Consider the following 25,820-nt stretch of genomic DNA (forward strand, 5'->3'; position numbering starts at 1 on the left):
AAAACTGCCCATTCTCCCACTGCTATGCCTGAATCCATCCAGCAAGAAGCCCAAGCCATACTAAATATTCTTGCATCCACTCCCTTTCAGGATTGTATTACCCTTTCCAAAGAATTTCGCGAACTTCCAATGAGGGCTGGTATCTACGCTGTCAAACATCGCACCCTTGGAATCCTCTACATTGGCAAAACTAGAACACTCCGCGATCGCTTTCGTGGTGGCCACAAAGCTTTACTTTGGGCATTCATTGAAGGATTGAAAGCCACAGACATCCGCATCGCCTTTTACCAGCTAGATTTTACTCAATGGATTCAGCTATCATCAGAGTTAGAAAGCCTCATCATTCAAGCTGTTAACCCACCCTATAACGTGAAAATTCCAGCGAGGGACTAATTCTATGCAAACTCAGCCTATTATCACCGAACATCTGTCACCGGAATTAGCACAAATCTTCCTAGAAGGATTACCCAAAACCATTCGTGAAGCACTATCCCTGCGCGCTAAAACAATGAACTATCCAGTTTGGGCAGTAATTGAAATGGCGATCGCCGGTTATCTCGATGAAGAGGCTTTATCCTTTGTCGATTGCAAGCCCAAGATTGACTAGCGATCGTACAGTGCGATCGCCCCGATCGCATCAATCAACCCATTCAACTCTCCTCCCCTCATGTCCCCCCCTTTTTAAGGGGGGCTAGGGGGGATCTGGCCTCAACAATCACCCTCAATCAAACCCAACAACTCCCCACAAACCCCCTCAAAACTCTGCAACACCTCAACATTCGTAAACCTGACAACCTTCAATCCATACCCCTCTAAAATCCCGGTTCTTTCTGCATCATATAGTTTCCCTTGTTCCGTAAAATGACTCTCCCCATCAATCTCAATTACTAACAGTAAAGCCGCACAATAAAAATCTACGATAAAATTGTCGATCGGGCGCTGTCTCAAAACTCGCAAAGGGAAATTTCTGAGAAAATTCTGCCACAGTTTTTTTTCGGATGGAGTTGGATTTTTTCGCAGTTGTTTGGCGATGGGGATGAGTTTTGGGTTGTATGGTAGGTGGAAGTTTGAGTCTTTTAATAAATGCATTATCTCACTGGTAATCCTTATTAAAGGGGGACTGGATGTTGGTTGAAATTGTTGGTTGGGTTGCTTAGTCTTGGGCTGATCCCCCCTAGCCCCCCTTAGGAAGGGGGGGACAAGATGTGCATTTAAATTGTGGGTGGAGGGGCGATATTTTTAGGGAATAGTTTTAGAATTAGTTTATCTCACATGATGTTTACTTGACAACTAGGGCGATCGCCCTTTTGGAATTAGTCGAAAAGTACGCGCGTGCGAAGCTATCCCGTAGGGAATCGCCCTTTATATTATTCTACATTCTCAAATTCATCCATTTGCAGTGTATACTGCAAAGCCACCTGTAATCTAGATACATAATCTGCTGAAAGAGAACCGATTTTTTTGATTAATCGCTCTCTATCGATCGCTACTATTTGATAGCAAAGCACGACTGAATCCTGTGTTAAACCACCTTCACCTGTTGGCAAAATAATTGTCCCCGGTATTTGAGCATCGCCGCAGATTACTTGTTACCGGAATTACTACCACCGTCGTAGTAAAGCGGTCTAATGTATCTCGTTGTACAATAATGACTGGTCTAATTCCTGCTTGTTCTGAACCTTTAGAAGGATTCAGATCGGCTAAATAAATATCTCCTAGCATCAAATTTCATCCTGTTGCTGAAGTTGGGGCAGATAATCACTTAAGACGACTTCTGCAAAAGCTAAATCTTCGGTGGCAAACTCAGCTTTTAGTACCGCAGCTTCCTCATCAGAAATGGCATCCCATTCTTGAAATAATTGCTTTTTATTAACAGATTTTTGAGTTTGTTTTTGTTTAGTAGCTTGCTGTTTCTGGACCAGATATTTCGCTATCGCACGTTCTAGTTCCTGTAACTCGACAAATTCCAGCATTTCAAGCTGATTAACAATTTGGTTGAGGATTGCCTGTGACATAGGTTTTCACTTTTTGCGCTTGCCTAGCTTGTCTATTATACAACTATTAGCTTCCAGTTGAGTGCGATCGTCGATCGCCCTTTTGGAATAAGTCAAAATGTGCGATCGCCCTTTACAACTTTTTCTCAACCAAGGGCGATCTCTACCAATTAATTACCGTTAAACTTGTTACCTTTCCAAACTCTCGATCGGCTGTCACCAAAGTTGCTGAATTTTGGATTGCCATTGCTGCAATAACCGCATCCGGTAATTTCAAGCGATGTTGCTGGCGAATTTAAATAATTTTCTCAATCAAAATAGCATCCATCGCCCCTAAACCAAGAACCTCCACTCGTTGCAGAAACTGCTCAAAAATCTGACGATCGTCTTGAGTCAGCCCAGGAAATACCAGAAACTCTATTTTGCTAATAACTGAAACTCCGATCCAATCAGCATCTTTAAGCAATTCAACCAGTTGAATATTCCCTTGAAGCAAAGCTACGATCGCATTCGTATCCAACACATAGCGATTACCACTCATCGCGTAGATTCCTCTGCATTGTTACTGCATCTCCCTGCCAGGTTAATCGCCCCACCAAATCAGAGAAATCATAGCTGGGTTTCTGGTTCCCATCTGACGAAACCGGATTCAAAACAACTAAAATTTCCCGTTCTTTTAGCAATCGTAACGCAGCCAGAATCACTTCAGAAGCAGATGAGTACCTACCGTTTTTGATTGTTGATTGAACAAATTTCTCTAGTTCAGGAGTTAAGGATATATTCATGATGTTGAGTCACCTATTTGAGTCAACTACTCTTCCCATAATAACAAAAATTATCCAATTTTGTTATTTAACATTTTTGGCTGCGGGAAGATGGCGCGATCGCCTTGCTTGTAAACGCAGATTAGGGAGATCCCTTTTGGAATAAGTCACAAAGGGCGATCGCCTTTTTGGTATGGAAAGGTCGATCGCACAACACAATCTAGTCAAACAGCATTTTGAGCAGAGGGAAAGCTTGACAATAGAGAATTACTGCTGAATAATTTTAACAATCTTAGCGATCGCCTCGTTTAACTTCTCAGTTTTAATCTGACCGGCTTTATAAAGTATAATTTCTCGATCTGCGGTAAACAAGCGATTAGGTCTAATGTTGCTAGTTTGGTTAAGTCCACCCTCACTAAAATCACTACTTTCAAGGGTAATAGCATAGCGATCGGCAATTCTCTGGCTAGTAATTTGACAAAGAATTAGATCGTCTCCTGCCAAAGTTGCGATAACCAAAGCCGGTCGGCGCTTGGCTTGTGTTAAATCATAAAATGGGAATGGAACAACTACTACATCACCTTTTACAAATTCTGCCATGCTTCATCCTCTTCTAACTTTAACCAGTCTTTTTCCAAAGATGATTCACTGAGCAGGCTTGCTTCTAACTTATCTTGATTGTATTTTAATTTGAGGAATTGCAGAAAATTCCAAACTTCTTCTAATATAGATTCTGGAATATTTTCTACTTCCTTAAGGAGTAATTCTTTTGTGTTCATCTTATTTACCTATAAAAATATACTAATTGAGGTAATGCGTAACTCCTATCTATTATAGCATCGTTGAGATTATCAGATCATCCCGCAGATTCCTCTGGTTTCTTCGGCTCAACATCACGAACTTTAGCCAATTGCAGGAACCTCTTCCTTGTAAGCGCAGATAAGCGATCGCCCCTTTGGCATCAATCAGTCAACAAGGGCGATCGCTCAGCACGTCGATCGTTATTACTCAACCAGCAACAAGACGAATAGATTCAATGTGTCGATCGATTTCCTCATCCGTGCAACCGACTCCATTCTGCCACAGTTCATATTCACAGTTATTTTAATGGTGGCAGTTTACTAAATTCTTGGCTATTCCACATATCCAGCAGTTCTTTCTGGTACAACGTAGCCCATTCTATTACCAGCTTTTGAGCCCGATTCGGTCAATCTCCTTCAATAATATCTAGAGATTCAATGCCGATCAAAGCATTGTACTCACCGTAAACTGCGTGAAAATGAGGAGGTGGACGATCTCCAAAGAAGATTTTGATAATTATTCCGTAAAATCGTGCAACTTCTGGCATAAAGCTCTGCTAAACGACGATATGAGGATTATTGTATATGAAGCAGGAACAAGAATAACTAATGACTACCACTGCGGCCGCAAAGCCATCAAAGCAGTAGCTTCATCGCTCGGTAATGGCTTAGCAAAAAAATAACCTTGACCGTATTCGCAGCCGATCGCCCTTAACTTAGCTAGTTGCGCCGCCGTCTCTACACCCTCGGCAATCACGTCCATCCCCAAGGCGTGGGCTAGGGTGACTATGGTTCGGACGATCGCCACATTTTCCCCCTCGCCCAATTCCATCAGCCCGACAAATGACTTATCCACCTTCAAAGTATCCGTCGGAAACCGACTCAAATAACTTAGCGACGAATAACCAGTGCCAAAATCATCAATTCCCAATTTGACATTTAACGCTTTCATTTGCTTTAAAACTTCGATCGCCGATTCGACATCATCCATCACCACACTTTCAGTAATCTCTAACTTTAAACTCTGGGCATTCAAACCGGTTTCTGCCAAAATAGCTTGAATGCGATCGACCAAATCCGGCTGAGCAAACTGCTTCCCAGATAAATTTACACTCATAATCAAAGGGCGATCGAAATTAAACATTTCCTCCCACAGCCGCAACTGCCGGCAAGCTTCCTCCAGTACCCACTCACCAAGCTGCACAATTGCCCCCGTTTCCTCAGCCACCGGAATAAACTTGAGCGGCGAAATCAATCCCCGCTGGGGGTGCTGCCACCGCACCAAAGCCTCAAACCCAATAATCTTCCCGCTAGCCAAACACACAAAAGGCTGGTAGTGCAGCAAAAACTCCCGACGCTTTAGGGCCATCCGCAAATCTGTTTCCAACCGCAACCTCTCCAAGGCCAAATCGTGCATCGAAGCATTAAACACCTGATACCTTCCCGTTCCCAAAGCCTTCGCCCGGTACATCGCCGTGTGGGCGTCTCGCAGCAAGTGTTCCGGCTGTTCCCGGGTGGTAGCAGCGGGTTCGCCTCCCACTGCAATTCCGATACTCGCCGTGACAAACACCTCCTGCCCTCTTACATCAAAAGGCACAATTAAAGCTTGGTGAATGCGATCGGCCAAATCGATCGCACTTCCGAGATCGACATTCCTCGCCAAAATTGCAAAATCGTCACCGCCCACCCGGGCCACAGTATCTGCGCGAGCAACACTTGCCCTCAGCCTCCGCACCACGGCGATCAAGAGTTCGTCCCCTACCAAATGACCTAGAGAATCATTAATTACCTTAAATCTGTCTAAATCAATAAATAGCACTGCAAACACATAGCTGTGCTGGCCTTTATTGTGGGCGATCGCCCGCCCCAAACATTCCACAAACAAATCCCGGTTGGGCAAACCCGTCAGACAGTCGTGAAAAGCATCGTAAAGCTTCCTGTAAGCGCTGACGCCCACACCAGTCACCACTAAACCCAAAGCCGGCGACACCAGCGGCACCCAGCCACCCTCAATAAACATCGCAAAACTAATTCCCAACAGCCCCACCAACAGCGCACCCCCAACTAATCCCGCCCTTGCCGGGTGGACAATACGCCAAGCCACAACCCCGCCAAGCACAGCCCAAGAACCGTTCCACAAAATTTCGGCCCATTGCGGCCAGATCCAAAATAGCGATCGCCCCTCCAAAACCGCACTCAATAGTTGGCTGAGCATTTGGGCGTGCAGAATCACCCCCGGCATTTTCGGAGTTTGTTTTTGAACCGGACTGTAGGGCGTCAGAAACACGTCTCTGGTACTAGGTGCAGTAGTTCCGATCAGCACAATTTTGTCCTCGATCCAGCTTGGGTCAATTTCCCCCTTCAATACCTGGGACATACTGACTTGTCTCGCTACATTATTCCCAGAACGGTATTTGAGCAGAATTTGGTAGCCTCTGGCATCAAGATTTGCATAGCCGCCACTGTCAGATTTTAAAGGTAAAAATTTTGCTTTGCCCCAGTTGATTTGGTTGCTATTAACAGAGCTCTTTTCCTCCTGCACCCTGTCTTTGAGATACAGTCGGGCAAGTTGCACAGAAAACGAAAAAACAGTAGTCTTATCTGGTTTCCAGACTGAGATCAAGTTGCGGCGGACAACCCCGTCGGCGTCGAGCACGAAGTCGTTAAAACCGACTCGATCGCGCGGTATTCCTGGAGGCGCCGGGACTCCCGGACTTTCTGCATCGCTCATTTTGGCGATCGCGACTATATTCGGTGCTTTTAGCTTGGCGAGCAATTCTTCGTGTCCCGGTGGTTGCGGCAAATCGCGGTACAAGTCCAAACCGATGACTTTTGGATGGTACTTTTGCAATTTTGTCAAGGTTTGGGCGATCGCACCGTCGGAAACCGGAAATCTCCCCAAAGCTTGAATATCGGCCTCAGTAATTCCCACGATCAGCAGCCTCGGATCGGGGCCCGCATCGGGCTGCAAACGTACTAACGAGTCAAAACTGCCCAATTCCCAGCTTTGGAGCCATCCGAACCGTTGAACTCCCAGATTCAGCAGCGTTACAGTAGCACCCGCAAGCATTGCAGGCAAAATTCTGACCCGGCGCCCTGGAGAACTTAGGTCGATACCAGTGGCGACAGACAGTACAGAACGAATATTTCGAGAGAATTTGGGAGTCACAGAAAAAATATATGGGTGCAAATTCGCTTCGCACAAGTCTGTTCCACAGAATTGAGCTTATTATGAGATTGAGTGTAATTTTTTCAGAAATTGTGCCGAAACCGAGTTTATTTAAGTTAATTACTCGATTGTGCCAAGTATTTCTGGAGGGGAAACCGGGTTGTTGAAGATTTGCCGACAAGTCCTGTTTTTTATTCCCCTGTTTCACCAAATTCCCACAAGCGTTAAAATTTAGTCGATCGAAGTTTCAGGATATTTTTGAGATTATGGCGAATCAACTTCCGATTCCGGTGATTGTTAACGGTGCTGGTGGCAAGATGGGCCGCGAAGTAATTAAGGCGATCGCAAATGCTGGTGACATGACTTTATTTGGGGCTGTAGACCGTTCTCCTGAGTGCCTCAACGCCGATGCGGGGGAATTAGCCGGATGCGGCCCGTTAGAAGTTCCGGTAACAGACGACTTGCAAGGAATGCTGGTATTAGCATCTCAGGAAAAGCAATTAGGCGTGATGGTAGATTTTACGCACCCTTCGTCTGTTTATGAAAATGTGCGATCGGCTATAGCTTATGGTATACGGCCAGTTGTTGGGACTACAGGATTGAGCAGCAAGCAAATTGATAACTTAGGTGAATTTGCTGACAAAGCCAGCATCGGCTGTTTGATTATACCCAATTTCTCGATCGGCATGGTTTTGCTGCAACAAGCTGCTGTCACGGCATCTCAGTATTTTGAACACGTAGAAATTATCGAGCTGCACCACAATCAAAAAGCCGACGCTCCCAGCGGCACGGCGATTCAAACTGCTCAAATGCTAGCAGAATTGGGAAAAACTTTCAATGCGCCCGAAGTTGAGGAAACTGAAAAAATAGCCGGAGCTCGCGGTTCGGTGGCGGATGAAGGGATTCGGATTCACAGCATCCGTTTGCCCGGTTTAATAGCTCATCAAGAGGTAATTTTTGGTGGCCCAGGACAAGTTTATACTTTACGACACGATACGAGCGATCGGGCTTGTTATATGCCCGGTGTTTTGTTATCGGTGCGGAAAGTCCTGGAATTGCGATCGCTCGTTTACGGATTGGAAAAAATCTTGTAGCCAGTTGATAGTTGACAGTTGACAGTTGTCAGTTGACATTTATTGTAGGGTGCGTCAGGGCTGAAAGCTGTAACAACAACAGACTAATAACTTTCCCTGACGCACCTAAGGTTAATTAGCTTCTTTCCTCTTACTTTTTGTTTTTTCCCTATTGCTTTTTCCCTATTGCTTTTTCCCTCTTCCCTCTTCCCTCTTCCCTCTTCCTTCTTCCCTCTTCCCTCTTCCTTCTTCCTTCTTCTTATGCTAATTCCCTTAACTCGTGAAACCTTTCAAGAACTAATTCCCGCCGTCGCCACGGGAGCACAATATAAATATATTTGGGGTAAACCGCCTGATTTTTTAAGGCGAATGTTAATTTCTGCGGTAGCTGTAGTTTTGTTGCTAGTAGTTTATAGTTTTGTCGGTTCCGATGTCGGTTCTATAGTTTTAATTGTCGGATTGATCGCTGGTTTGTACTGGCTGTGGGGGCCGATTTTCTGGGCGAGTTTGAGGAATGCAGAATGTCGTAAATATAAATACTGCGGTTTTTGGCAAGGGCGAGTATTGGATATTTATATCACCGATGAAGTCACAAGTCAAGAAGAAACAGTCAATCAAAAAGGACAACTGGTAATTGTTGACAACTTAGAACCGCGAATTAATTTAGAAGTTGGCGATAAAACGGGATTTACCACGACACTGCGAGCTCCTTTGCAGAAAAGTCATCAGGGAATTGTCCCGGGGCAAGCTGCTTTAATGTTAATCATGTCGAATCAAGAAGATTTGGGCAGAATTGCCAAAGTTTCGGATATTTACATTCCCAGCCGCGATGTGTGGGTGAGCGATTATCCTTATTTGCGTAAGGATTTGTTTGTGGAAATGAGCCAGCAGATTAAAAAAGGCAGACAAAAAAAAGGGCGAGATACTGATAATGAAAGTACAAGGGTGAAAAGGCGATCGTCCGCTGATTATTGAACAAAAAAAAGGTTCGTAGTGCGGACTTTAGTCCGCATCAGGTTCGTAGAGAGGACTTTAGTCCGCATCAGGTTCGTAGAGAGGACTTTAGTCTGCATCCAAATCAAATGAATTGAGACTGTGGCCTTGTCAATCGTGTTGTTCACAAAGGACAGGGTGCGTCAGGAAAAACCACCAGCAATGCCAAAAAAGTAACTTCCTGACGCACCCTACAAAAACCCAAAAATTTTAGAATTGCGATCGCACAAAACGTGCTTTCACGACATTACTGCGGCTTAGTTTCCGATGATTTTTGAAGGTTTTGGGCGGCGCGAGGATAAAGATCCTTGATAATCGCCTTAACTTTTGGCTTCTGTTCAGCAGTCAGATTAATTTCTGTCAAAGCTTTACGCATTTTTTCACCAGACTTCAGCTTAGCATTCAACTCTTTGTATTGCTCAACAGTGAGTACCTTTGCGAGTTTTTTACTAACTTCCTTGCGCTTCTGTGCCCTTTCGGCATTAGAAAGCTTCGGTTGCTGGGGATTTTGGGAATTTGCAGCCACAGTGTCAGATTGAGCATCTTTAGAAGCAGCAGCATCCGCTTTTGTTTCCGACACCGCGTCAGATTTAGCATCTTTGGAAGCAGCAGCATCTTTTTTTGTTTCCGACACTGCGTCAGATTTAGCATCTTTGGAAGCAGCAGTATCTTTTTTTGTTTCCGATGAACTAACTGGACTTACCGCAGTCGAATCGGGTTTAGCAGCATCGGAGGAAACAGCATCCGCCTTTGGTTTTTCTAAACTTACGGGCTCTTCCTTTGCAGGATTAGATTCCGAGGCTTCCGGGGTGTTGGGTGGTGCACAAGCAGACAAACCGCCAATTAACATGACACCGGCGAGAATAAATGCTGGTGCGATCGTACTTTTCATGATTTACTCCCTCAAATTAACCTTGTTTCACCAATGTTATAGCTTAAAATCGATAACCGTTCGATCGTTTCGATCGCCACTTTTGCGCGTGGGCGCGATCGCGATTCCCTACCCTTCGGGAACGCTTCGCTAACGGGATAGCTTCGCACGCGCGTACTTTTCGGCATCCAGAAGTGTTGTATTTCAACAGTGCGGCTGGGTAGAAAAGTAGAAAACTTTTATTTACCGCCCTCGAATTCAGCTTAATCTTACTACCGATTGAATCCAAATAGAAAGAGGCACGTAGTTGGGATGCGAACCCTCTTGAGACTACAGACAAAGATGGTTCTAGCCCAACTACGTACCTTTAACTTTCGATGCTTGGCATTATATCATGTCCGGTCGATTGACCGCTATCAAATTGGTTTGTAGTGCGGACTGAAGTCCGCACTACAAAATTTCATTGTTATGGTAATTGATCGGACATGATATTACTTCTCGGAATCGCCGCGATCGGACTTGTCAAAAAATGCCGTTAGCGAGTTCCAAGCAGATTTGGCAGTCTCTTTCAATCGAGCACCAATCGACTCAATTTCTCCCACAACCACGTGCCAATTCTTTTCAGTTTCCTTGTGAATGTGCTCGACAGCTTGATCGATGCGATCGCGTTCGACTAATTTATTTTGTTCCACCGCTTCTCGCGCTTGTCGAACCGCCTTCAAATAAGCTTCGCGACTGACTTCGCCGGCATCTTGCACCTGGGCTTGAGCTCGCGTTTTAATGGCATCCACCACCAGCCAATTTTTCTCGGATTCCTTTTTGAGCAGGCTGACAGCCTCAGTCATTCTGTCTTTGGCGATCGACTTATTTTGTTCGATCGCGCCTGAAGCCTTCTGGAGGGCTTTCAAATAAGCTTCCCGGGTGAGATCTCCGGCTGCTTGGACTTCGGCGGCGGCGCGTTTTTTAATTGCTTCAAACAAAGCGGCTGTTTCTGCGATCGCCTCCGGCGTAGCATCCGGCATCTCTTTTTTAACAATCGCCGTCGTTTCGGCAGTAGCCTCTACAACTGTTACTTCTACTTCAGTCAAATTTGGTTCAGTCATTGCGATGTCTCCTTTTGTATTCCGCCTTCGCGGATTTTGTATGTGTGGCGCCAGAATTAATTCTGGCCTTTAAGACTTTTTACCAGAAAGAATTGGTTGAAAGCCCCAAGCCTTTGAGGGAAAAATTAAAATCAGACTATTCATGACTCGATTCCTCGGACTTCTAGGTAGAAGTCGCTCTCAAACTGTCAACTGTCAACTGTCAACGAAGAGGGCAGGCACGGGGACACTGCCCCTACAACTGTCAACTGTTGAATCAACTTTTGAACCTAGCACCAGAACTGATGCTGGCTGTTAAAACTTTCGATGTGTAGCGCCATGATTCATTCTAACACTTAATAAGAACCAGGCAATTCTTGTTCCAATTTCATCAAATTTTTAATCCGCGATTCGGTAGTTGGATGAGTCGAAAACAGACTTCTAAACCAGTCACCAGCAGACGAATTCACAATCAACAGCGGCGCAAAAGCTGGATTACCATCTAAAGGCATTTGGCGCGCCCCACTTTCCAACCGCTGCAAAGCCCTCGCCAAAGCCCTTGGATTGCCCGTTAACCGGGCAGCCCCCGCATCTGCCGAAAACTCCCGCGTGCGCGAAATGGCTAGCTGAATGACGGAAGCAGCCACCGGTGCGAGGATAATTGTCAGCAGCAACCCCACAGGATTCGGACTGTTGCGATCGTCCCTACCCCCACTAAACCACATACTGTAACTCGCCATTTGTGCCAACCACGAAATCGCCCCCGCCACCGTCGCCGCCACCGCTTGCGTCAGCGTGTCGCGGTTGTTAATGTGACTGAGCTCGTGGGCGATAACTCCTTCGAGTTCGTCTTCTGACAGGATATTCATAATCCCTTCTGTCACAGCAACCGCGGCGTGTTCGGGATCGCGCCCGGTAGCAAAAGCGTTAGCAGACTGAGTAGGAATAATGTAAACTCCCGGCATCGGTAAATTAGCGCGCTGGGCCAGTCTTTCCACCATTGTATAAAGTCCCGGCGCTTGGCTGGCAGTTACCGGCACAGCCCCGTAGGCCGCCAAAGCGATTTTATCCGAGTAAAACCACGAACCTAAGTTCATGGCGGCGGCCAAACCAATGCCGATAATTGCACCTCCCGAACCGCCGATTACCCAATAGCTAACGGTAATTAACAGCGCACTTAACAAACCTAACAAAGCAGCAGTTTTAATTTGATTCATTTCGGGACTCTCCCTGAAATCACTAAATTAAGCAATAATCTCGATCGACCTTCAATAGTTGTTTGCATGGCATTTCGCCACCGCCTACCAATAACCCGCTTTCTAGTGCAGTATCTGGTGGCATCACAGATAAATTTTGGTTTTGAGTATTTCGATCTGTTCTCCTACATTCTATCTACCCAAGTTGAGCTCGCGTGTAGAATACCGCCAATTTGCAGGTACGGTTTAGCGTACTTTAGTTTTTAGTTGAGTGCATCTGGGTTTTGCACGTATGTGTGTAGGGGCTTTCGCATGACCTCCGTCAATATGAGATTATAACTAATAATTTATATGCGGTCATGCTATAGCCCTATTCAAAAACCAGATGCACTCCTTTAATTTCTGATAAATCGCTCCACCTCAAAATACAGACTACCAAGAAATCCGCTTGCTAAATCTAGAAATTTGAGATTTGGGCTTTTCAATTTTCCAGCGGCCACTGTCCGGCACCGCCAGCATATAACAAGTGGTGAGATTTTTGAGCATCCAGCCAAGATTTAGGAAATTGATATTGAGATAGGAGGATATCTTGAAGCGCGACTTGCATCTGATGCGCGCAGATATCGGGTGGCACTTTACCTGTACCCGTACCCATACCGGGAATCGCGATCGTTTCAATGATATGTTTGACCGGCGTTCCGTCTGGAACCGTGCCAAATTTTACGAGAGTTAAAATAGCCCTAGTTGCTAGATAAACATTGACTGTGTCTGTTAAAATTGTCGGTACGCGCATGGTTGGGGCAGCGATTAAATAGGGAATTTCGTCATGATCGGTATCGACAACTTCGGCTAATCCTACCAATAGTTCGCCGTGATGGCGACTCTGAATTAGTTTTTGTAAGCGTTCTTGAACGTGACCACCAAAATATTCCAAAATAGCTAAATCTAAACCGCCGTCCATGAAGCCAAAACTATTCGCTGGACTCACAATCGCATCGCATTTCACACTAAAGATTGAGCCGTGATGTATTTTGACATTCTCGATATTGCCGCAAGTGCTTTCCCACGCTCTAACTAAGTCATCATCTACGGCAGCCAGCACAATTTGCATACATACTCTCTATAATTTTTAAAATGGCGATTGCTCTGGCGATCGCCATTTTAATCATACAATATTTTAGATGAGTCCGCTCAATCTAAAATCTAAAATCCTTTGATGCTGCAAGACCCCAATCTCCGCCACCCGATCGCAATTAGTTTCGGTGCCATTGCCGGCGCATTGAGTCGGTATTATATCACCTTGTGGTTTGCCAACCGTTTCGGTACCGCATTTCCCTACGGAACTTTTTTTATCAACATCACCGGTTGCTTGGCTATGGGATTTTTTATCACCCTGATTTTTGAACGGGTGCCGGCGGTTCCATCGGAGGTGCGGTTAATGGTAGCAACGGGATTTTTGGGGGCTTATACTACTTTTTCGACTTACGGTTTAGAGACAAATGTCTTGTTGCGCGATCGGTTTTACAGCTTGGCCACTTTTTACTGGGCTGGCAGTGCCATACTCGGAGTAATTGCCGTTCAGTTAGGCAGCATTTTAGCACGAATTGGCAAATAGATAAAATATCGTTTACCTCTTTCATTAGATATAATCGAGCACCCGTAGGGACAGGGCATTACCAGAAAGAATTGGTTGAAAGCCTCTCCCGGAGCGGGAGAAATTAAAATCAGACTATTCATTACTCCAATCCTCTTCCTTCTAGGTAGAGGTCGCTCTCCCATGGTCAACTGTCAACTGTCAACTGTCAACTGTTGAACGTATCCGGCTTGCGGCTCGTCTAATGAAAAATAATTTATATGAAATAAGTAATTGTAGCAAGAAATTTGAAAATTAATCTAAAAATTAAGTTTTTTCAGCTCGACCAGGTTTTGGCGATCGCTCCTGATTTCAGCTTTAATTGATATCTTGCAGATTTTACCAGAAAGCATTGGTTTAAAGCCCCAAGCCCGATCGCGATAAATTAAAAGAAGAGGATTCATTACTCCAATCCTCGGACTTCCTTTGTCAAGTGCTGTCAACTGTCAACTGTCAACTGTCAACTGTCAACTGAATGAAGCATTCCCGCCAGCAGGTCTTGCTAAAAATGAGTTTATGAGGTATACGTATGGAAACCCAAAAATCAATTTTAAGACCAACGGACGCAAACTCGTGTCTGCCGACAAATATCAGTTGTGAGTTTGTGAAAATTTTTGGGTAATGACTAATGTTCGCGAGTTCTTAAGCTCGCACTTCTGATGACTGATGATTACTGTTCGCGATCGGGGACAGCACTGATGAATGATGACTTATGACTGCTGACTGCTGACTAATGACTAATAACTAATAACTAAAGTTAAATAACAAGCGAGGGAGTTTAGTTGTGGTAGTTAAAATAGCAACAGAGTGCCTCATTACCTTAAAAGGTGTCAGCAAGGCTTACCAGCAGCCCAACGGTCAAAAAATATCTATTTTAGAGCCAATAAATTTAGAACTGCGATCGGGCGAAATAGTAGCTTTGCTCGGCCCTTCAGGTTCGGGAAAATCTACATTAATGCGGATGATTGCCGGATTAATTCCCCCCAGCGACGGTCAAGTTTTTTACCACAATCGTCCCTTAGTCGGCTTAAATCCTGGGATAGCAATTGTATTTCAAAACTTTGCCCTTTATCCTTGGCTGACGGTACTAGAAAATGTAGAATTAGGCTTAAAAGCTAAAGGAGAATTGCCAGAACCGCGCCGCCAAAAAGCCTTGCGAATGATTGATATTATCGGTTTGGATGGATTTGAAAATGCTTATCCGAAAGAACTGTCCGGCGGAATGCGGCAGCGAGTGGGATTTGCTAGGGCTTTGGCGGTAGAACCGGAATTGCTGTGCATGGATGAACCGTTTTCAGCCTTAGATGTGTTGACCGCAGAAAACTTGCGGTTTGAGTTATTAGATTTGTGGCTAGAAAAAAAGATTCCGACTCAAGCTGTATTAATCGTAACTCACGGGATTGAGGAAGCGGTAATTTTAGCCGATCGCATTGTAGTCCTCGGCCGCAATCCCGGACGAATTCGCGCTGAACTAACCGTGACTTTGCCGCATTACCGCGATCGCAAAACAGCAGCATTCCAAGCCCTCGTAGACCAAGTGTACAAAATTCTGACGAATCCAGAGTTAAGCTGCGAAACAGTGGCTGCACCAACTCAAAGTACCGCTACTGCTGTATCTCAGGCTCAACCCGCCCCCAGCCCTAAATATCAATCTCTGCCGCAAGTCCGCACAGGTGCGATCGCAGGTTTGTTAGAACTCCTCGAAGATCGCAAAGAGAAAGACCTCTACCGCCTCGGTCAAGAATTAATGTTAGAGGTAGACGACATTTTGCCGATCGTCGAAGCCGCCAAATTAATGGAATTCCTAGTAATTCAAGAAGGCGATTTGCTATTAACACCTGTTGGAATTCAATTTATTGCCGGCGGAATTGACCAGCGCAAACAAATTGTTCGCACCCAAATTCTCAGCAACATTCGTGCAGTACAGCAAATTTCTCGAATGCTTCAGTCAAAGCGAAATCACCGCATTTCTGAAGAGTTGATTTTGGATATTCTCGAAGCCCACTTTAGCCCCCAAGAAGCAATGAGGCAATTGAAAACTGCTATTGACTGGGGTCGCTATGCAGAATTATACAGCTACGACGAACCGGGCGGCGAAATCTTCTTAGAATCTGAAGAAAAAGATGAGTAGTTATTGGTTATTTGAGAGTTAACTGTTAACTGTTAACTGTTAACTGTTAACTGTTGACTGTTGACTGTTAACTGTTGACTGTTGACTGTTGACTGTTACCCATGCCCAATTCCCCATTCCCAATGCCCAATGCCCAATGCCCAATGCCCAATGCCCAATTCCCAATGCCCAATTCCCAATTCCCAATTCCCCATGCCCAATAACTAATTATTATGACAAGACCCCTAACACCAGCCAATAAAACATTAGAAAGATCGACTTGGACTTGGCAAGACGGCTTGCTGATTCTAGCAATCTTCTCTCTAATTTTAGTAATAGTCCAAACAGCTTCTCAATTCAACAGTGACTACAACCCAAACTTTAAAATAGAGACTACGCTAAATGTCTTGCCAGCCTATACAGCCCAGACTCTTTTACGCATGACAGCGGCTTATCTTTTATCCTTGCTATTTACCTTAGTTTATGCTTATTCAGCTTACCGCTTTCCTCTCGCAGAAAAAATCTTAATTCCCTTACTAGATATTTTGCAATCAATTCCGGCTTTATCCTTCTTGCCCGGAGTAGTTTTAGCGCTAGTTACGTTATTTCCCGGTCAAATAATCGGCGTAGAACTCGCATCGATTATCTTAATTTTTACTGGAATGACTTGGAATATGACCTTTAGTTTCTATCAGTCGCTTTCCGGCATTCCGCAAGAACTGAAAGAAGCTGCTGAAGTTTATCGGCTGAATGCTTGGCAGCAATTTTGGACGTTAGAATTGCCAGCTGGTGCGATCGGGCTGGTGTGGAACAGCGTCATGTCAGTGGCTGGTGGATGGTTCTTTTTGATTGCGATCGAATCTTTTACCTTGGGTGCTAAAAACTTTCATCTGCCCGGACTCGGTTCCTATTTGGGGAAGGCAGCCAATGAAGGCAATTTTGGGGCGATCGGCTGGGGTTTAGCAGTATTAATTGGTGTGATTGTAGCCATAGATTTTTTCATTTGGCTGCCTTTGATTGCTTGGGTGGAAAAGTTTAAATATCAAGCCGTAGAAGCGACCAATGTACCGCAGTCCAAGGTGTTGGATTTTTTAAGGCGATCGGCGACGCTGCGGGTGTTGAAGTCGCGCATATCGCCCGTAGGTGACAGTTTCGATCGCGCTTTGGCAAGAGGTTTTGCACCTGCTCATTTACCAACAAGCCCTCGCCGCCAAAGCCGCCTCGGCAATTGGATCAATTGGCTGTTTGTCAGCGGGTTTGCTGCGATCGTCCTTTGGGGAACCTGGGAAGCCGTGCTGCTGCTGAGGTTCCTGAGTGTATCTGATTGGCAAAAAGTCGTAGGAGGTGCATTTTTTACGGCTTTGCGAGTCATTTGCGCGCTATTTTTATCGCTGTTGTGGACTGTACCTGTCGGAGTGGCGATCGGTCGAAATCCGCGTTTAGCTCAGATTTTGCAGCCCTTAGTGCAAATAGCCGCTTCTGTACCAGCAACGGCTTTATTTCCCGTATTGCTACTAGCTCTAATTCACGCTGGAGGCGGGTTGCAAATTGGTTCTGTAGCGCTGATGATGTTGGGTACAATGTGGTATTTGCTGTTTAACGTAATTGCGGGCGCTCAAGCCATACCTTCGGAGTTGTTTGAAGCCGCGCAAGTTTACAAACTTTCCCTAATTGGGCGCTGGAAAACTTTAATTTTGCCGGGAATATTCCCTTATTTAATCACAGGAATTATTATGGCGGTTGGCGGAGCTTGGAATGCAAGTATTGTCAGCGAATACGTGCAGTTTAAAGGTGAAATAATTAGAACGAGCGGTTTGGGAGAGACGATTTCTGAAGCAACGGCATCGGGTAATTTTCCTTTACTGTTAGCGGCTACTTCTGTGATGTCGCTGTTGGTTGTATTGACTAACCGTTTGGTGTGGCGCCCGCTTTACCGTTTGGCACAAGAAAAATACCAGTTATTGGTTTGAGTTGACAGTTGACAGTTGACAGTTGACAGTTGACAGTTTTCAGTTGACAGTTGACAGCTTGCTGTGAGCGAAGCCGAAGGGTTGAGAGTATACCCATTCTCAAAGGTAATTAGTAATTGGGAATTAGTAATTAGTAATTGGTAATCGGTAATTGGTAAGCTGTTGTGCATTTAAATTGTATATTTCGAGTCCCGATCAAAAATTCTCTCCCCCGATCCCCATCGGCCCCTCTCCTCTTCTCCCTCTCTAATACCATAGGCAATCTAGATGCAACACAGCTTAATTGGTAATTGGTAATCGGTAATCGATCGCACTTTCCCGAACTCACACTGGCGTTGCACTAGAGCGAAAACATCATACCAAGAAACTCGGTTTCCAGAATACAGCTTGGTTTTGGTGGTGCCGCACCTGCAAAAAAATCGGTTGCTGGCGCTGCCCGTGTAAATCGTAATAACTGCAACCAGTGGTGTCAATAGGCTATAAACTGGATTCAGGAAGGCGTGCAGCACAGGTTGATACCAGTTACCACAAAAATGCAACTGTAGGTCAAGTTCAAATTTGCTGACTTAGTAAGTCATTCCCAATCCTTTAATTCCAAATCCCAAATCTAAAATCTAAAATCTAAAATTGCATGAGGAGGGTCATCAGTGACAGAAAACAATTATCAATCGTCTTCTCTACCCACCTACGCGCGAAAAGAACTCCGGGAATTAGTTCGATCGCAGTTAAAGGCTTTGTTGGAACAAGGAGACTTTCAAGGAGCAAAAGCGATTTTGCAGCCGGTGCAGGAAGCAGACATCGCTGAAGCTATCGAAGGCCTGCCGGAAACCATGCAAGTAATAGCTTTCCGGTTGCTTTCTAAAGACGAGGCGATCGCAGTTTACGAATATCTCGACTCCAGCGTTCAGCAGTCCCTCTGCGAAAAATTCAAACGCCAAGAAGTCATCGATATTGTAGATAAAATGTCCCCGGACGATCGAGCTAAACTATTTGACGAACTGCCGGCCATCTTAGTCCGCCGCCTCTTAGGTGAATTGAGCCCAACGGAACGCGAAGCGACGGCCCAACTCTTGGGTTACGAAGCCAGTAGCGCCGGCCGGATTATGACCCCAGAATACATTTCTCTCAAAGAAAGCTTTACCGTTGCTCAAGCTTTAGACAGAATTCGCTCTTTAGCTAAAACTACCGAAACCATTTATTCTCTTTACGTCACTGATGCGGCACGACGGTTGAGTGGCATTTTATCCTTGCGGGATTTAGTCACTTCTCCCCTCGACAAAACTGTCGGCGAAATTATGACCCGCGAGGTAGTTTCTGTGCAAACGGGAACGGATCGAGAAGAAGTAGCTAGGCTGATCCAGCGTTACGATTTTTTAGCTGTGCCCGTTGTAGACCGCGAACAGCGTTTGGTGGGGATCATTACAGTTGACGACGCGATCGACATTTTAGAACAAGAAGCAGCCAAAGATATTTATACCTTGGGTGGCGTCCAGTCCGGCGGCGACAATTATTTTCAGACCGATTTAATCACCGTCGCCCGCAAAAGGGTCGTCTGGCTGTTTGTTCTGCTGTTGACCAATACTGTCACCGGAGCAATTATTAGAGCTCAAGAAGATATTTTGCAGCAAGTGGTCGCCCTAGCAGCCTTTATTCCGCTGCTGACTGGCACTGGAGGCAATGTCGGAGCTCAGTCCTCAACTGTAGTAATTCGCGGTTTGAATACTGATGAAATTACAGCAATGGGCCCCTTTCAAGTAATTGTGCGTGAGGGGATGGCGGGAGCGCTCCTAGGCGCTATATTGGGGACGGTAGCGACGGGCTGGGCTTACACTCTGCAAGGGAATTTAGCCGTGGCAATCGCGGTGGGGGTGAGTTTGCTGGCGATCGCAATTTTAGCTTCTATTGCCGGTTCAGCTCTGCCATTTCTCTTTCGTTCTTTGGGTTTAGACCCCGCTTTAATGTCTGCTCCTTTTATTACCACCGCAGTTGATGTCCTCGGAGTCTTAATTTATTTCACTTTAGCTCGACTAATTTTGCAATTATAATATATTTAATTAGATTCGCATAAATTAAAAACCCATAGTAATTTTAAATTCCGTGATGTACAGCCTCCCAACTACCAATGCCCAATGCCCTGTTTGCCCAATGCCCTGTTTGCCCAATTCCTAATTACTAATTACTAATTCCTAATTAACTTATGTCATCATCTAATTCATCAACCAAAATTCAAAATCCCAAATCGAGCAATTTGTTAGAAACTGCTGAATTAATCTTTCTTGCTGCCTCGGCTGTAGGATTGGCTGCTAGTTTGGTTTTGCAGCAGAGCATTTATGTAGAAGTTCCTGTAGTAATTTCGCTGGTGTTGAATTTTGTGAACCGCCAGAAGTTTCGCGGGCAAGTTAAAACAAGTACCGCGGCAGTCTTCGATCGCGTAAACCAACAAGCAGCTACGAGCGATCGGGCGATCGAGCAATTACAACTTGCTGTAAGTTCTTTAGATACAGCTCTTGCCCAAACATCTCGCGAAAATCTCAATGTTGGGCAGGCAGAAAATTCCCACTCTATAATTTCAGCAATTGAGAACCTGCGCCAGCGGATCATAATTTTAGAAAAAACTATTAAAATGATTCAAAGCGAGATCGAAATCACCAGCCGCCAATTCAAACAACGGCCTGAGTTGCAACAAGTCGAAACTTTGACAACAATCATTCTGGACTTGCAGGAGTTTATCAACGAACTGCCGCAATGGGGAAATTTGCAGCAGCGACAGCTAACAGAACTTCAGCAACAAGTAGATAATGCTTTGGCTCAGCTTGCTCAAGAAATTGCTGTGATTCCCACCCGGGTGCAGGAAGCTGTAACTAGCCGCGCCGGGGAAATCAACCAAAACTTGGGTTCTGGTTTGAATGCCGATCCCAAAAATGCCGATCGATCTAAAACCCAGAATGAGAAAATTCGCCAGAAATATCCCAGGGCTTACGTAAAGTGGAGTCGGGAGGAAGACGAGAATTTGCAGAAAGAATATGCAAACTGCCAAGAAGTTAGTGAATTAGCTCAGAAATTTCAGCGACAACCTGTTGCCATTCGTTCGCGCTTGCAAAAATTAGGATTGATTGAATAATTTCGAGGGAATTGGGAATTGGGAATTGGGAATTGGGCATAGGGCATAGGGCATAGGGCATTGTTGGCTGACAACTGACAACTAATAACTGACAACTGACAACTGGGCATTAAGAGGGCGGACACTCTTGGCACCGCCCCTACTAACTGACCAATTACTAATAACGTTCGATCGCGGGGAATCTCGCACTAATAACCAATAACTAATAACCAATAACTAATAACTAATGACTAATAACCAATAATATCGTGTCCGGTCGATTGACCGCGATAAGATCCGTTCGTAGTGCGGACTGAAGTCCGCAGCATATTGCGGACTGAAGTCCGCACTACGAACAGTTTTTTGTTATAGTAATCGACCGAACATGATATAACCAATCACCAATAACTAATAACCAATCACCAATAACTAATAACTAATAACCAATCACCAATAACAAAGCGATCGCCCTTTTTTTCAAAAGAGCGATCGCTTTGTTTATTTATTCAGTACCTGCTGCCAACAGCGGGCCACTAACATCACATCTCAAGGCTTTTTAGCCTTGCTCTACCTCATTCTAGAAATCTTGCGGTAACAAAGAACTTAAACGCTCCAATAAAGGATCGGACTCCCGACGAGGAGCAACCTCAGCATCAGAAACTAAATCGTTCGCTACAGACTCAGACTCGATCGGATCGGGCTCTACTACTTTTGAAACTTGGGCAAAAGAAACTTGAGCAAACTTACTGTCAACACTCCCCTGCAACTGATCCAACTGCGCGCCCAATTGACTCAGGTGATGTTCCAGTCCTTCCAAACGGCTTAATTCCTCAGCAGAAACATTGCGCTCAAACTCAGCAAATCTGACCGCAAGTTCAGCAATACGCTGTTCCAACCGCTCAGAGCTATCTGTAGAGCTAGCAGACTCAGATACAGACAAAAACTGCCACAAAGCTTGCTTGCAGAGATTGCTGAAAGTCTGATACTTCGTAAAAGCCAACTCTTTTTCAATAGCCGCCAGCAAAGTTTGATCGGCAGCATCTTCCGTAAACGCCACCGAGAAATTCGCCTTATTTTTTGCCCACAGTGCCATAGGGTTCAAGCCTTAATGCGTTACTTTATCGTGGCTAGCTGAGCCTCAGCATAAATAAACTGTCCCAAAGCATTAGCTTTCCGAGAAGGCTGAGCCAAGTGAGCCTTAAGATTGGCGTCTTTCAGCAAAGGTTGGAGTACCTCCCAGAAAAATTCGCCACCACCGCCAGTCAGAACTACGTCCGTCACCCGTTCCGGCAACCACTGTACCAAACGTTCGGACAGTTCGTTAGCGAAAGCCTCCCGTAAATCCTTAATAATCGGATCTAAATTAGTCGGCTTAGTCGCTCCTCTAGGACGGTAGAAACGCTGCCCTTCGGGTTTATTTACCCCTTCCAATAAAGACAGGGATTGAGGGTCTGCCCCCGGAATTTTTGAGGCAACTTGTTCGTAGAATTTGTTCATGGCGAAGGAATCGCTCTTAGAAGCGGCTCGGGCGAACCGGAAACGATCGACCATTAACAAATCCGTAGTTTGGTGTCCGATATCGACCACAGCTACCGACAGTTCCGGCAACTCCGGCGTAAACTCCTTGTTGTCTTGAGCTTCGCACCAAATCAGGCTGCCGAATCCTTCCGGCATCACCCAAACGTGGCGAATGTCAATTTCCAAACGCTCGCCGCGGTATACGACAACGTGGGGAGAGCGCAGTTGGCTGATAATCTCTTCCTTTTCTTTCTCAAACTGATCCTGCGAATAAAAAGGCAAACCCAGCACTACTGCCATTTCGCCCTTCATCTGGAAATATCCAGCACAGGAAAAGACCTTAACCAAAGCATCTACTACTTTCGACTGGTCAGCCCCACCGAGATTAGCGCCAAAGTCAGCGGCCAGTTGGCCGATGGCGTACCCCTTGCCCTGGTGCTCCAGCCACATATCCAACAGAGGGTCTGTTGCTTTTGACTCAAAGCTGCCGCCCCGCACCTTTTCCACGGGCATAGTAGCCACGTTGGCAGGGATGAAAACAACACCATTTGGGTTGCGACTCACGCAAGCTTTAGTTGCTGTACGACCCAAATCAGCACTAATAATCGATTTGTGAGAAGCGATCTTAGTCTGCTGCGTCAGCATAGCCGAATTAGGAACAAGCTGTCTAGTTGTCATTGAAATGTGTTACCTCACTGAGCCTCACCATTATCATGCCTTATCCCTGGACACTGCCGCGCTTAAAGACAGTGGGTTTTGAGGCGCTTCTTCTAACTCTACCTAGATTGGTATTGAAATCAGCACCAAACATTATATTCGGGACGATCGCCGTTACCGTAACTAACCTAACTTTTTCTCGATCGCCACGATCGCCGACATCTTGCCCGATCGTGCATTGTTAAGTTAAATTTAGTTAAGATTCTGAGTGTAAACTTTTGTCACACTAATCCGAGACCGCCAGCTTCCCCGATCTATCCCCAATTCAAGGCACCCGCATTTATGAAAATTTCTTGGCAAACTATACTACTTTGGACTTTACCCGCCCTAGTCATCGGCTTTTTCCTGTGGCAGGGAGCCTTCGCCGCGTCCCCGGCAGAAATGAGCAAGAACACCGCCAGCACCCGCCTGAGCTACGGTAGATTCTTAGATTACTTAAACGCCGATCGAGTCACCAGTGTTGATTTATACGACGGAGGCCGCACTGCGATCATCCTAGCCGTCGATCCCGAACTGGACAATCACGAGCAGCGGTGGCGGGTAGACTTGCCGTCAAATGCTCCGGAACTCGTTTCTAGACTCAGAGATTCCAAAATTAGCTTCGACACTCACCCCCTCCGCAACGACGGCGCCATCTGGGGAGTGTTAGGCAATCTAGTATTTCCTCTCTTATTAGTAGGAGGGCTGTTCTTCCTGTTCCGCCGCGGCGGCAACGTGCCGGGGGGCCCAGGCCAAGCCATGAATTTTGGCAAATCCAAAGCACGCTTTCAAATGGAAGCTAAAACAGGCGTACTGTTCGACGACGTAGCAGGCGTAGAAGAAGCGAAAGAAGAACTCGCCGAAGTCGTGACTTTCCTCAAAAAACCCGAACGCTTTACCGCAGTCGGCGCCAAGATTCCCAAAGGCGTGCTGCTAGTAGGCCCTCCCGGAACAGGCAAAACCATGCTGGCAAAAGCGATCGCAGGTGAAGCCGCCGTCCCTTTCTTCAGCATCTCCGGTTCAGAATTTGTCGAAATGTTTGTCGGTGTTGGCGCATCCCGCGTCCGCGACTTGTTCAAGAAAGCTAAAGAAAATGCTCCTTGTATAATTTTTATCGATGAAATCGATGCAGTGGGCCGCCAGCGCGGCGCCGGTATCGGTGGCGGTAACGATGAACGGGAACAAACCCTGAACCAGTTGCTGACCGAAATGGACGGTTTTGAGGGCAATACTGGCATCATCATCATTGCTGCTACGAACCGCCCTGACGTGCTCGACTCGGCGTTGCTACGTCCGGGACGTTTTGACCGCCAAGTTAGCGTTGATACACCGGATATCAAAGGCAGGTTGGAAATTTTAGAAGTTCACGCGCGCAACAAGAAGCTGTCTGAGGAGATTTCTTTGGATGCGATCGCCCGCCGCACTCCTGGCTTTACCGGTGCTGATTTGGCTAACTTGCTCAACGAAGCTGCTATTTTGACAGCAAGACGCCGCAAAGATGCGATTACGATGCTGGAAATTGACGATGCAGTCGATCGCGTCGTCGCAGGTATGGAAGGTACACCGCTGGTAGACAGCAAGAGCAAACGCTTGATTGCTTACCACGAAATCGGCCACGCGATCGTCGGTACAGTCATTCAAGCCCACGATCCCGTACAAAAAGTTACCTTAGTTCCTCGCGGACAAGCCCGCGGTTTAACTTGGTTTATGCCCAGCGAAGACCAAGGTTTGATTTCTAGATCGCAAATCCTAGCCCGGATTAGCGGTGCTTTGGGTGGCCGCGCAGCCGAAGAAGTAGTTTTCGGCGACGCTGAAGTTACCACCGGTGCCGGCAACGACTTGCAGCAAGTCAGCGGTATGGCCCGCCAAATGGTGACTCGCTACGGGATGTCTACCTTGGGCCCGATCGCCCTAGAAGCTCAACAAAGCGAGATTTTCCTCGGCCGGGACTACACGGCGCGATCGGAATATTCCGAAGAAATTGCCTCTCGGATTGACGGACAAGTTCGCGAAATTGTCGATCGTTGTTACGAAGATGCGCGCCGCATTATTCGCGACAATCGTACCGTAGTCGATCGGCTAGTCGATTTGCTCATCGAAAAAGAAACGATCGACGGCGAAGAGTTGCGCCTAATCGTCTCTGAATACACTTTTGTTCCTGAAAAAGAACAATACGTTCCTCAGCTTTAAAAACTCAGGGCGAATAGAATTCGCTTCTACACAGACAAAACCCGCCTGGTGCGGGTTGAATTTCTTCAGTCCGCGCAGGCGGACTTTGTTTTTTTAGAAGCGGTTTCAACCGCCGAGTAGATTTTTGAAAGGCGAATAGAATTCGCTTCTACACAGACAAAACCCGCCTGGTGCGGGTTGAATTTCTTCAGTCCGCGCAGGCGGACTTTGTTTTTGTAGAAGCGGTTTCAACCGCCGAGTAGATTTATCACCGCAGATGAACGCAAATTAACGCAGATGAAAAATAGATTTTGCAATCATACAACCAAGAAATTGTCAATAGTTTTAATAGCTAGTTTAAGTTTTATTTCTCTCAATACTTTGAGCGCCCGCGCAGCCAAATTAAGATGTTTTGTAGATATTTGCATTGACCCCAGCAGCGTAAAATTAAGTAAATCCAATTTTCCAGGTGCTCCCTCTTATGCCGTCAGAATTGTTTTAGGAACTCAGCAGTTTACTAACGAGAAAATGCAGGCGCAGATGGAAGTTGATTGTCGGCTGCGACAGTTTAGAACTGTCAGAGTTAGCCAAGATGGCGAAAATTGGTAAAATTTCGATCCGAGGTGGACTTTGGTCGATCGCAACTCATCTTTGTCACGGATGGTTGACTATAGTTGTAAAT

36 protein-coding genes are annotated in these 25,820 nt (G+C 45.8%); 15 read left to right on the forward strand and 21 right to left on the reverse strand.

All coding sequences use genetic code 11. The features are described from left to right. Positions 1-24: 24 nt before the first annotated feature. Positions 25-393: a GIY-YIG nuclease family protein gene (locus QZ918_RS02790; protein ID WP_293330770.1), complete on the forward strand. Its 369-nt coding sequence runs from the start codon at positions 25-27 to the stop codon at positions 391-393. A gap of 4 nt (positions 394-397) precedes the next feature. Then, positions 398-607: a hypothetical protein gene (locus QZ918_RS02795; protein ID WP_293330773.1), complete on the forward strand. Its 210-nt coding sequence runs from the start codon at positions 398-400 to the stop codon at positions 605-607. Positions 608-708: 101 nt separating this feature from the next. On the opposite strand, the gene QZ918_RS02800 is transcribed toward QZ918_RS02795, so the two are convergent. From QZ918_RS02800 to QZ918_RS02855, 12 genes are all read right to left on the reverse strand, one after another. After that, a complete protein-coding gene (locus QZ918_RS02800; protein ID WP_293330776.1) occupies positions 709-1,089 on the reverse strand; it encodes an endonuclease domain-containing protein in 381 nt (126 codons plus the stop codon). Between the two features lie 278 nt (positions 1,090-1,367). Beyond that, positions 1,368-1,547: a type II toxin-antitoxin system PemK/MazF family toxin gene (locus QZ918_RS02805; protein WP_293330779.1), complete on the reverse strand. Its 180-nt coding sequence runs from the start codon at positions 1,545-1,547 to the stop codon at positions 1,368-1,370. Continuing rightward, on the reverse strand, positions 1,534-1,722 hold the full coding sequence (locus tag QZ918_RS02810; RefSeq protein WP_293330782.1) for a type II toxin-antitoxin system PemK/MazF family toxin: 189 nt from the start codon (positions 1,720-1,722) through the stop codon (positions 1,534-1,536). The genes QZ918_RS02805 and QZ918_RS02810 overlap by 14 nt, the downstream gene beginning before the upstream one ends. Continuing rightward, positions 1,722-2,015: a hypothetical protein gene (locus tag QZ918_RS02815; RefSeq protein WP_293330785.1), complete on the reverse strand. Its 294-nt coding sequence runs from the start codon at positions 2,013-2,015 to the stop codon at positions 1,722-1,724. The genes QZ918_RS02810 and QZ918_RS02815 overlap by 1 nt, the downstream gene beginning before the upstream one ends. A 142-nt stretch (positions 2,016-2,157) precedes the next feature. Further along, a complete protein-coding gene (locus tag QZ918_RS02820; RefSeq protein WP_293331081.1) occupies positions 2,158-2,289 on the reverse strand; it encodes a PIN domain-containing protein in 132 nt (43 codons plus the stop codon). Then, entirely contained in the window at positions 2,290-2,535 is a 246-nt protein-coding gene (locus QZ918_RS02825) for a PIN domain-containing protein (RefSeq protein ID WP_293330787.1), read from the reverse strand. Next, complete coding sequence (locus QZ918_RS02830) at positions 2,525-2,779, reverse strand: type II toxin-antitoxin system ParD family antitoxin (protein ID WP_293155222.1); 255 nt, start codon at positions 2,777-2,779, stop codon at positions 2,525-2,527. The genes QZ918_RS02825 and QZ918_RS02830 overlap by 11 nt, the downstream gene beginning before the upstream one ends. Positions 2,780-2,842: 63 nt before the next feature. Then, positions 2,843-2,986, reverse strand: coding sequence for a hypothetical protein (locus QZ918_RS02835; protein ID WP_293330790.1), 144 nt, complete (start codon positions 2,984-2,986; stop codon positions 2,843-2,845). Between the two features lie 39 nt (positions 2,987-3,025). Beyond that, on the reverse strand, positions 3,026-3,358 hold the full coding sequence (locus QZ918_RS02840; RefSeq protein ID WP_293330793.1) for a type II toxin-antitoxin system PemK/MazF family toxin: 333 nt from the start codon (positions 3,356-3,358) through the stop codon (positions 3,026-3,028). Beyond that, entirely contained in the window at positions 3,343-3,537 is a 195-nt protein-coding gene (locus QZ918_RS02845; protein ID WP_293330796.1) for a hypothetical protein, read from the reverse strand. The genes QZ918_RS02840 and QZ918_RS02845 overlap by 16 nt, the downstream gene beginning before the upstream one ends. 428 nt (positions 3,538-3,965) lie before the next feature. Further along, entirely contained in the window at positions 3,966-4,106 is a 141-nt protein-coding gene (locus QZ918_RS02850) for a DUF4160 domain-containing protein (protein WP_293330799.1), read from the reverse strand. A gap of 65 nt (positions 4,107-4,171) precedes the next feature. Continuing rightward, a complete protein-coding gene (locus QZ918_RS02855; RefSeq protein WP_293330802.1) occupies positions 4,172-6,727 on the reverse strand; it encodes an EAL domain-containing protein in 2,556 nt (851 codons plus the stop codon). Positions 6,728-6,993: 266 nt separating this feature from the next. On the opposite strand from QZ918_RS02855, the gene dapB reads away from it, so the two are divergent. Beyond that, positions 6,994-7,821 carry a 4-hydroxy-tetrahydrodipicolinate reductase gene (dapB, locus tag QZ918_RS02860; protein WP_293330805.1) on the forward strand — a complete coding sequence of 276 codons (828 nt, stop codon included), beginning with the start codon at positions 6,994-6,996 and terminating at the stop codon, positions 7,819-7,821. Between the two features lie 240 nt (positions 7,822-8,061). Next, a complete protein-coding gene (locus QZ918_RS02865) occupies positions 8,062-8,775 on the forward strand; it encodes a DUF8619 family protein (RefSeq protein WP_293330808.1) in 714 nt (237 codons plus the stop codon). Between the two features lie 265 nt (positions 8,776-9,040). On the opposite strand, the gene QZ918_RS02870 is transcribed toward QZ918_RS02865, so the two are convergent. After that, positions 9,041-9,685 carry a hypothetical protein gene (locus QZ918_RS02870; RefSeq protein WP_293330811.1) on the reverse strand — a complete coding sequence of 215 codons (645 nt, stop codon included), beginning with the start codon at positions 9,683-9,685 and terminating at the stop codon, positions 9,041-9,043. On the opposite strand from QZ918_RS02870, the gene QZ918_RS02875 reads away from it, so the two are divergent. Further along, positions 9,684-9,818: a hypothetical protein gene (locus QZ918_RS02875; RefSeq protein WP_293330814.1), complete on the forward strand. Its 135-nt coding sequence runs from the start codon at positions 9,684-9,686 to the stop codon at positions 9,816-9,818. The two genes, QZ918_RS02870 and QZ918_RS02875, sit on opposite strands and share 2 nt — an antisense overlap. A 337-nt stretch (positions 9,819-10,155) precedes the next feature. Here QZ918_RS02875 and QZ918_RS02880 read toward each other — a convergent pair whose 3' ends face one another. Continuing rightward, entirely contained in the window at positions 10,156-10,767 is a 612-nt protein-coding gene (locus QZ918_RS02880) for a hypothetical protein (RefSeq protein ID WP_293330817.1), read from the reverse strand. Positions 10,768-10,909: 142 nt separating this feature from the next. Here QZ918_RS02880 and QZ918_RS02885 point away from each other — a divergent pair, with 142 nt between their 5' ends. Beyond that, positions 10,910-11,065 carry a hypothetical protein gene (locus QZ918_RS02885; RefSeq protein ID WP_293330821.1) on the forward strand — a complete coding sequence of 52 codons (156 nt, stop codon included), beginning with the start codon at positions 10,910-10,912 and terminating at the stop codon, positions 11,063-11,065. Between the two features lie 37 nt (positions 11,066-11,102). Here QZ918_RS02885 and QZ918_RS02890 read toward each other — a convergent pair whose 3' ends face one another. Both QZ918_RS02890 and QZ918_RS02895 read right to left on the reverse strand, forming a co-directional pair. Then, complete coding sequence (locus QZ918_RS02890; RefSeq protein ID WP_293330824.1) at positions 11,103-11,963, reverse strand: M48 family metalloprotease; 861 nt, start codon at positions 11,961-11,963, stop codon at positions 11,103-11,105. Positions 11,964-12,423: 460 nt separating this feature from the next. Next, positions 12,424-13,053: a macro domain-containing protein gene (locus tag QZ918_RS02895; protein ID WP_293330827.1), complete on the reverse strand. Its 630-nt coding sequence runs from the start codon at positions 13,051-13,053 to the stop codon at positions 12,424-12,426. 105 nt (positions 13,054-13,158) lie between these two features. Here QZ918_RS02895 and crcB point away from each other — a divergent pair, with 105 nt between their 5' ends. Further along, positions 13,159-13,557: a fluoride efflux transporter CrcB gene (gene crcB, locus QZ918_RS02900; protein WP_293331084.1), complete on the forward strand. Its 399-nt coding sequence runs from the start codon at positions 13,159-13,161 to the stop codon at positions 13,555-13,557. Positions 13,558-13,632: 75 nt separating this feature from the next. Beyond that, positions 13,633-13,755, forward strand: coding sequence for a hypothetical protein (locus tag QZ918_RS02905; protein WP_293330830.1), 123 nt, complete (start codon positions 13,633-13,635; stop codon positions 13,753-13,755). Positions 13,756-13,835: 80 nt separating this feature from the next. Here the strand turns inward: QZ918_RS02905 and QZ918_RS02910 are convergent, their stop codons facing one another. Further along, entirely contained in the window at positions 13,836-13,979 is a 144-nt protein-coding gene (locus tag QZ918_RS02910; protein ID WP_293330833.1) for a hypothetical protein, read from the reverse strand. 22 nt (positions 13,980-14,001) lie between these two features. Between QZ918_RS02910 and QZ918_RS02915 the strand changes: the two genes are divergently transcribed. The 3 genes from QZ918_RS02915 (at position 14,002) to QZ918_RS02925 (ending at position 17,655) form a co-directional block, all read left to right on the forward strand. Further along, positions 14,002-14,175, forward strand: a complete 174-nt coding sequence (locus QZ918_RS02915; RefSeq protein WP_293330836.1) for a hypothetical protein — start codon at positions 14,002-14,004, stop codon at positions 14,173-14,175. Positions 14,176-14,359: 184 nt separating this feature from the next. Next, on the forward strand, positions 14,360-15,706 hold the full coding sequence (locus QZ918_RS02920; protein ID WP_293330839.1) for an ABC transporter ATP-binding protein: 1,347 nt from the start codon (positions 14,360-14,362) through the stop codon (positions 15,704-15,706). A 212-nt stretch (positions 15,707-15,918) separates the two neighbouring features. Beyond that, positions 15,919-17,655, forward strand: coding sequence for an ABC transporter permease (locus QZ918_RS02925; protein WP_293330842.1), 1,737 nt, complete (start codon positions 15,919-15,921; stop codon positions 17,653-17,655). Here the strand turns inward: QZ918_RS02925 and QZ918_RS02930 are convergent. Further along, entirely contained in the window at positions 17,616-17,825 is a 210-nt protein-coding gene (locus QZ918_RS02930; RefSeq protein ID WP_293330845.1) for a hypothetical protein, read from the reverse strand. The genes QZ918_RS02925 and QZ918_RS02930 overlap by 40 nt on opposite strands. 93 nt (positions 17,826-17,918) lie before the next feature. Further along, a complete protein-coding gene (locus QZ918_RS02935; RefSeq protein WP_293330848.1) occupies positions 17,919-18,128 on the reverse strand; it encodes a hypothetical protein in 210 nt (69 codons plus the stop codon). Between the two features lie 174 nt (positions 18,129-18,302). Here QZ918_RS02935 and mgtE point away from each other — a divergent pair, with 174 nt between their 5' ends. Further along, positions 18,303-19,700 (forward strand): magnesium transporter, encoded by a 1,398-nt coding sequence (gene mgtE / locus QZ918_RS02940; RefSeq protein ID WP_293330851.1) that lies wholly within the window; start codon positions 18,303-18,305, stop codon positions 19,698-19,700. Positions 19,701-19,852: 152 nt separating this feature from the next. Further along, positions 19,853-20,776 carry a hypothetical protein gene (locus QZ918_RS02945; RefSeq protein ID WP_293155289.1) on the forward strand — a complete coding sequence of 308 codons (924 nt, stop codon included), beginning with the start codon at positions 19,853-19,855 and terminating at the stop codon, positions 20,774-20,776. A 556-nt stretch (positions 20,777-21,332) separates the two neighbouring features. Here the strand turns inward: QZ918_RS02945 and fcmC are convergent. Continuing rightward, positions 21,333-21,848 carry a filament morphology membrane protein FcmC gene (fcmC, locus tag QZ918_RS02950; RefSeq protein WP_293155292.1) on the reverse strand — a complete coding sequence of 172 codons (516 nt, stop codon included), beginning with the start codon at positions 21,846-21,848 and terminating at the stop codon, positions 21,333-21,335. 20 nt (positions 21,849-21,868) lie between these two features. Next, on the reverse strand, positions 21,869-22,951 hold the full coding sequence (gene fcmB / locus QZ918_RS02955) for a filament morphology actin-like protein FcmB (protein WP_293155295.1): 1,083 nt from the start codon (positions 22,949-22,951) through the stop codon (positions 21,869-21,871). A 321-nt stretch (positions 22,952-23,272) separates the two neighbouring features. Between fcmB and ftsH2 the strand changes: the two genes are divergently transcribed. Both ftsH2 and QZ918_RS02965 read left to right on the forward strand, forming a co-directional pair. Beyond that, a complete protein-coding gene (ftsH2, locus tag QZ918_RS02960) occupies positions 23,273-25,159 on the forward strand; it encodes an ATP-dependent zinc metalloprotease FtsH2 (RefSeq protein ID WP_293330854.1) in 1,887 nt (628 codons plus the stop codon). Positions 25,160-25,435: 276 nt separating this feature from the next. After that, positions 25,436-25,747 (forward strand): hypothetical protein, encoded by a 312-nt coding sequence (locus QZ918_RS02965; protein ID WP_293330857.1) that lies wholly within the window; start codon positions 25,436-25,438, stop codon positions 25,745-25,747. The last annotated feature ends 73 nt before the right edge of the window (positions 25,748-25,820 follow it).

It is taken from the genome of Microcoleus sp. CAWBG58 (genome assembly GCF_020883045.1).
In the GTDB taxonomy this organism is placed as follows: domain Bacteria; phylum Cyanobacteriota; class Cyanobacteriia; order Cyanobacteriales; family Microcoleaceae; genus Microcoleus.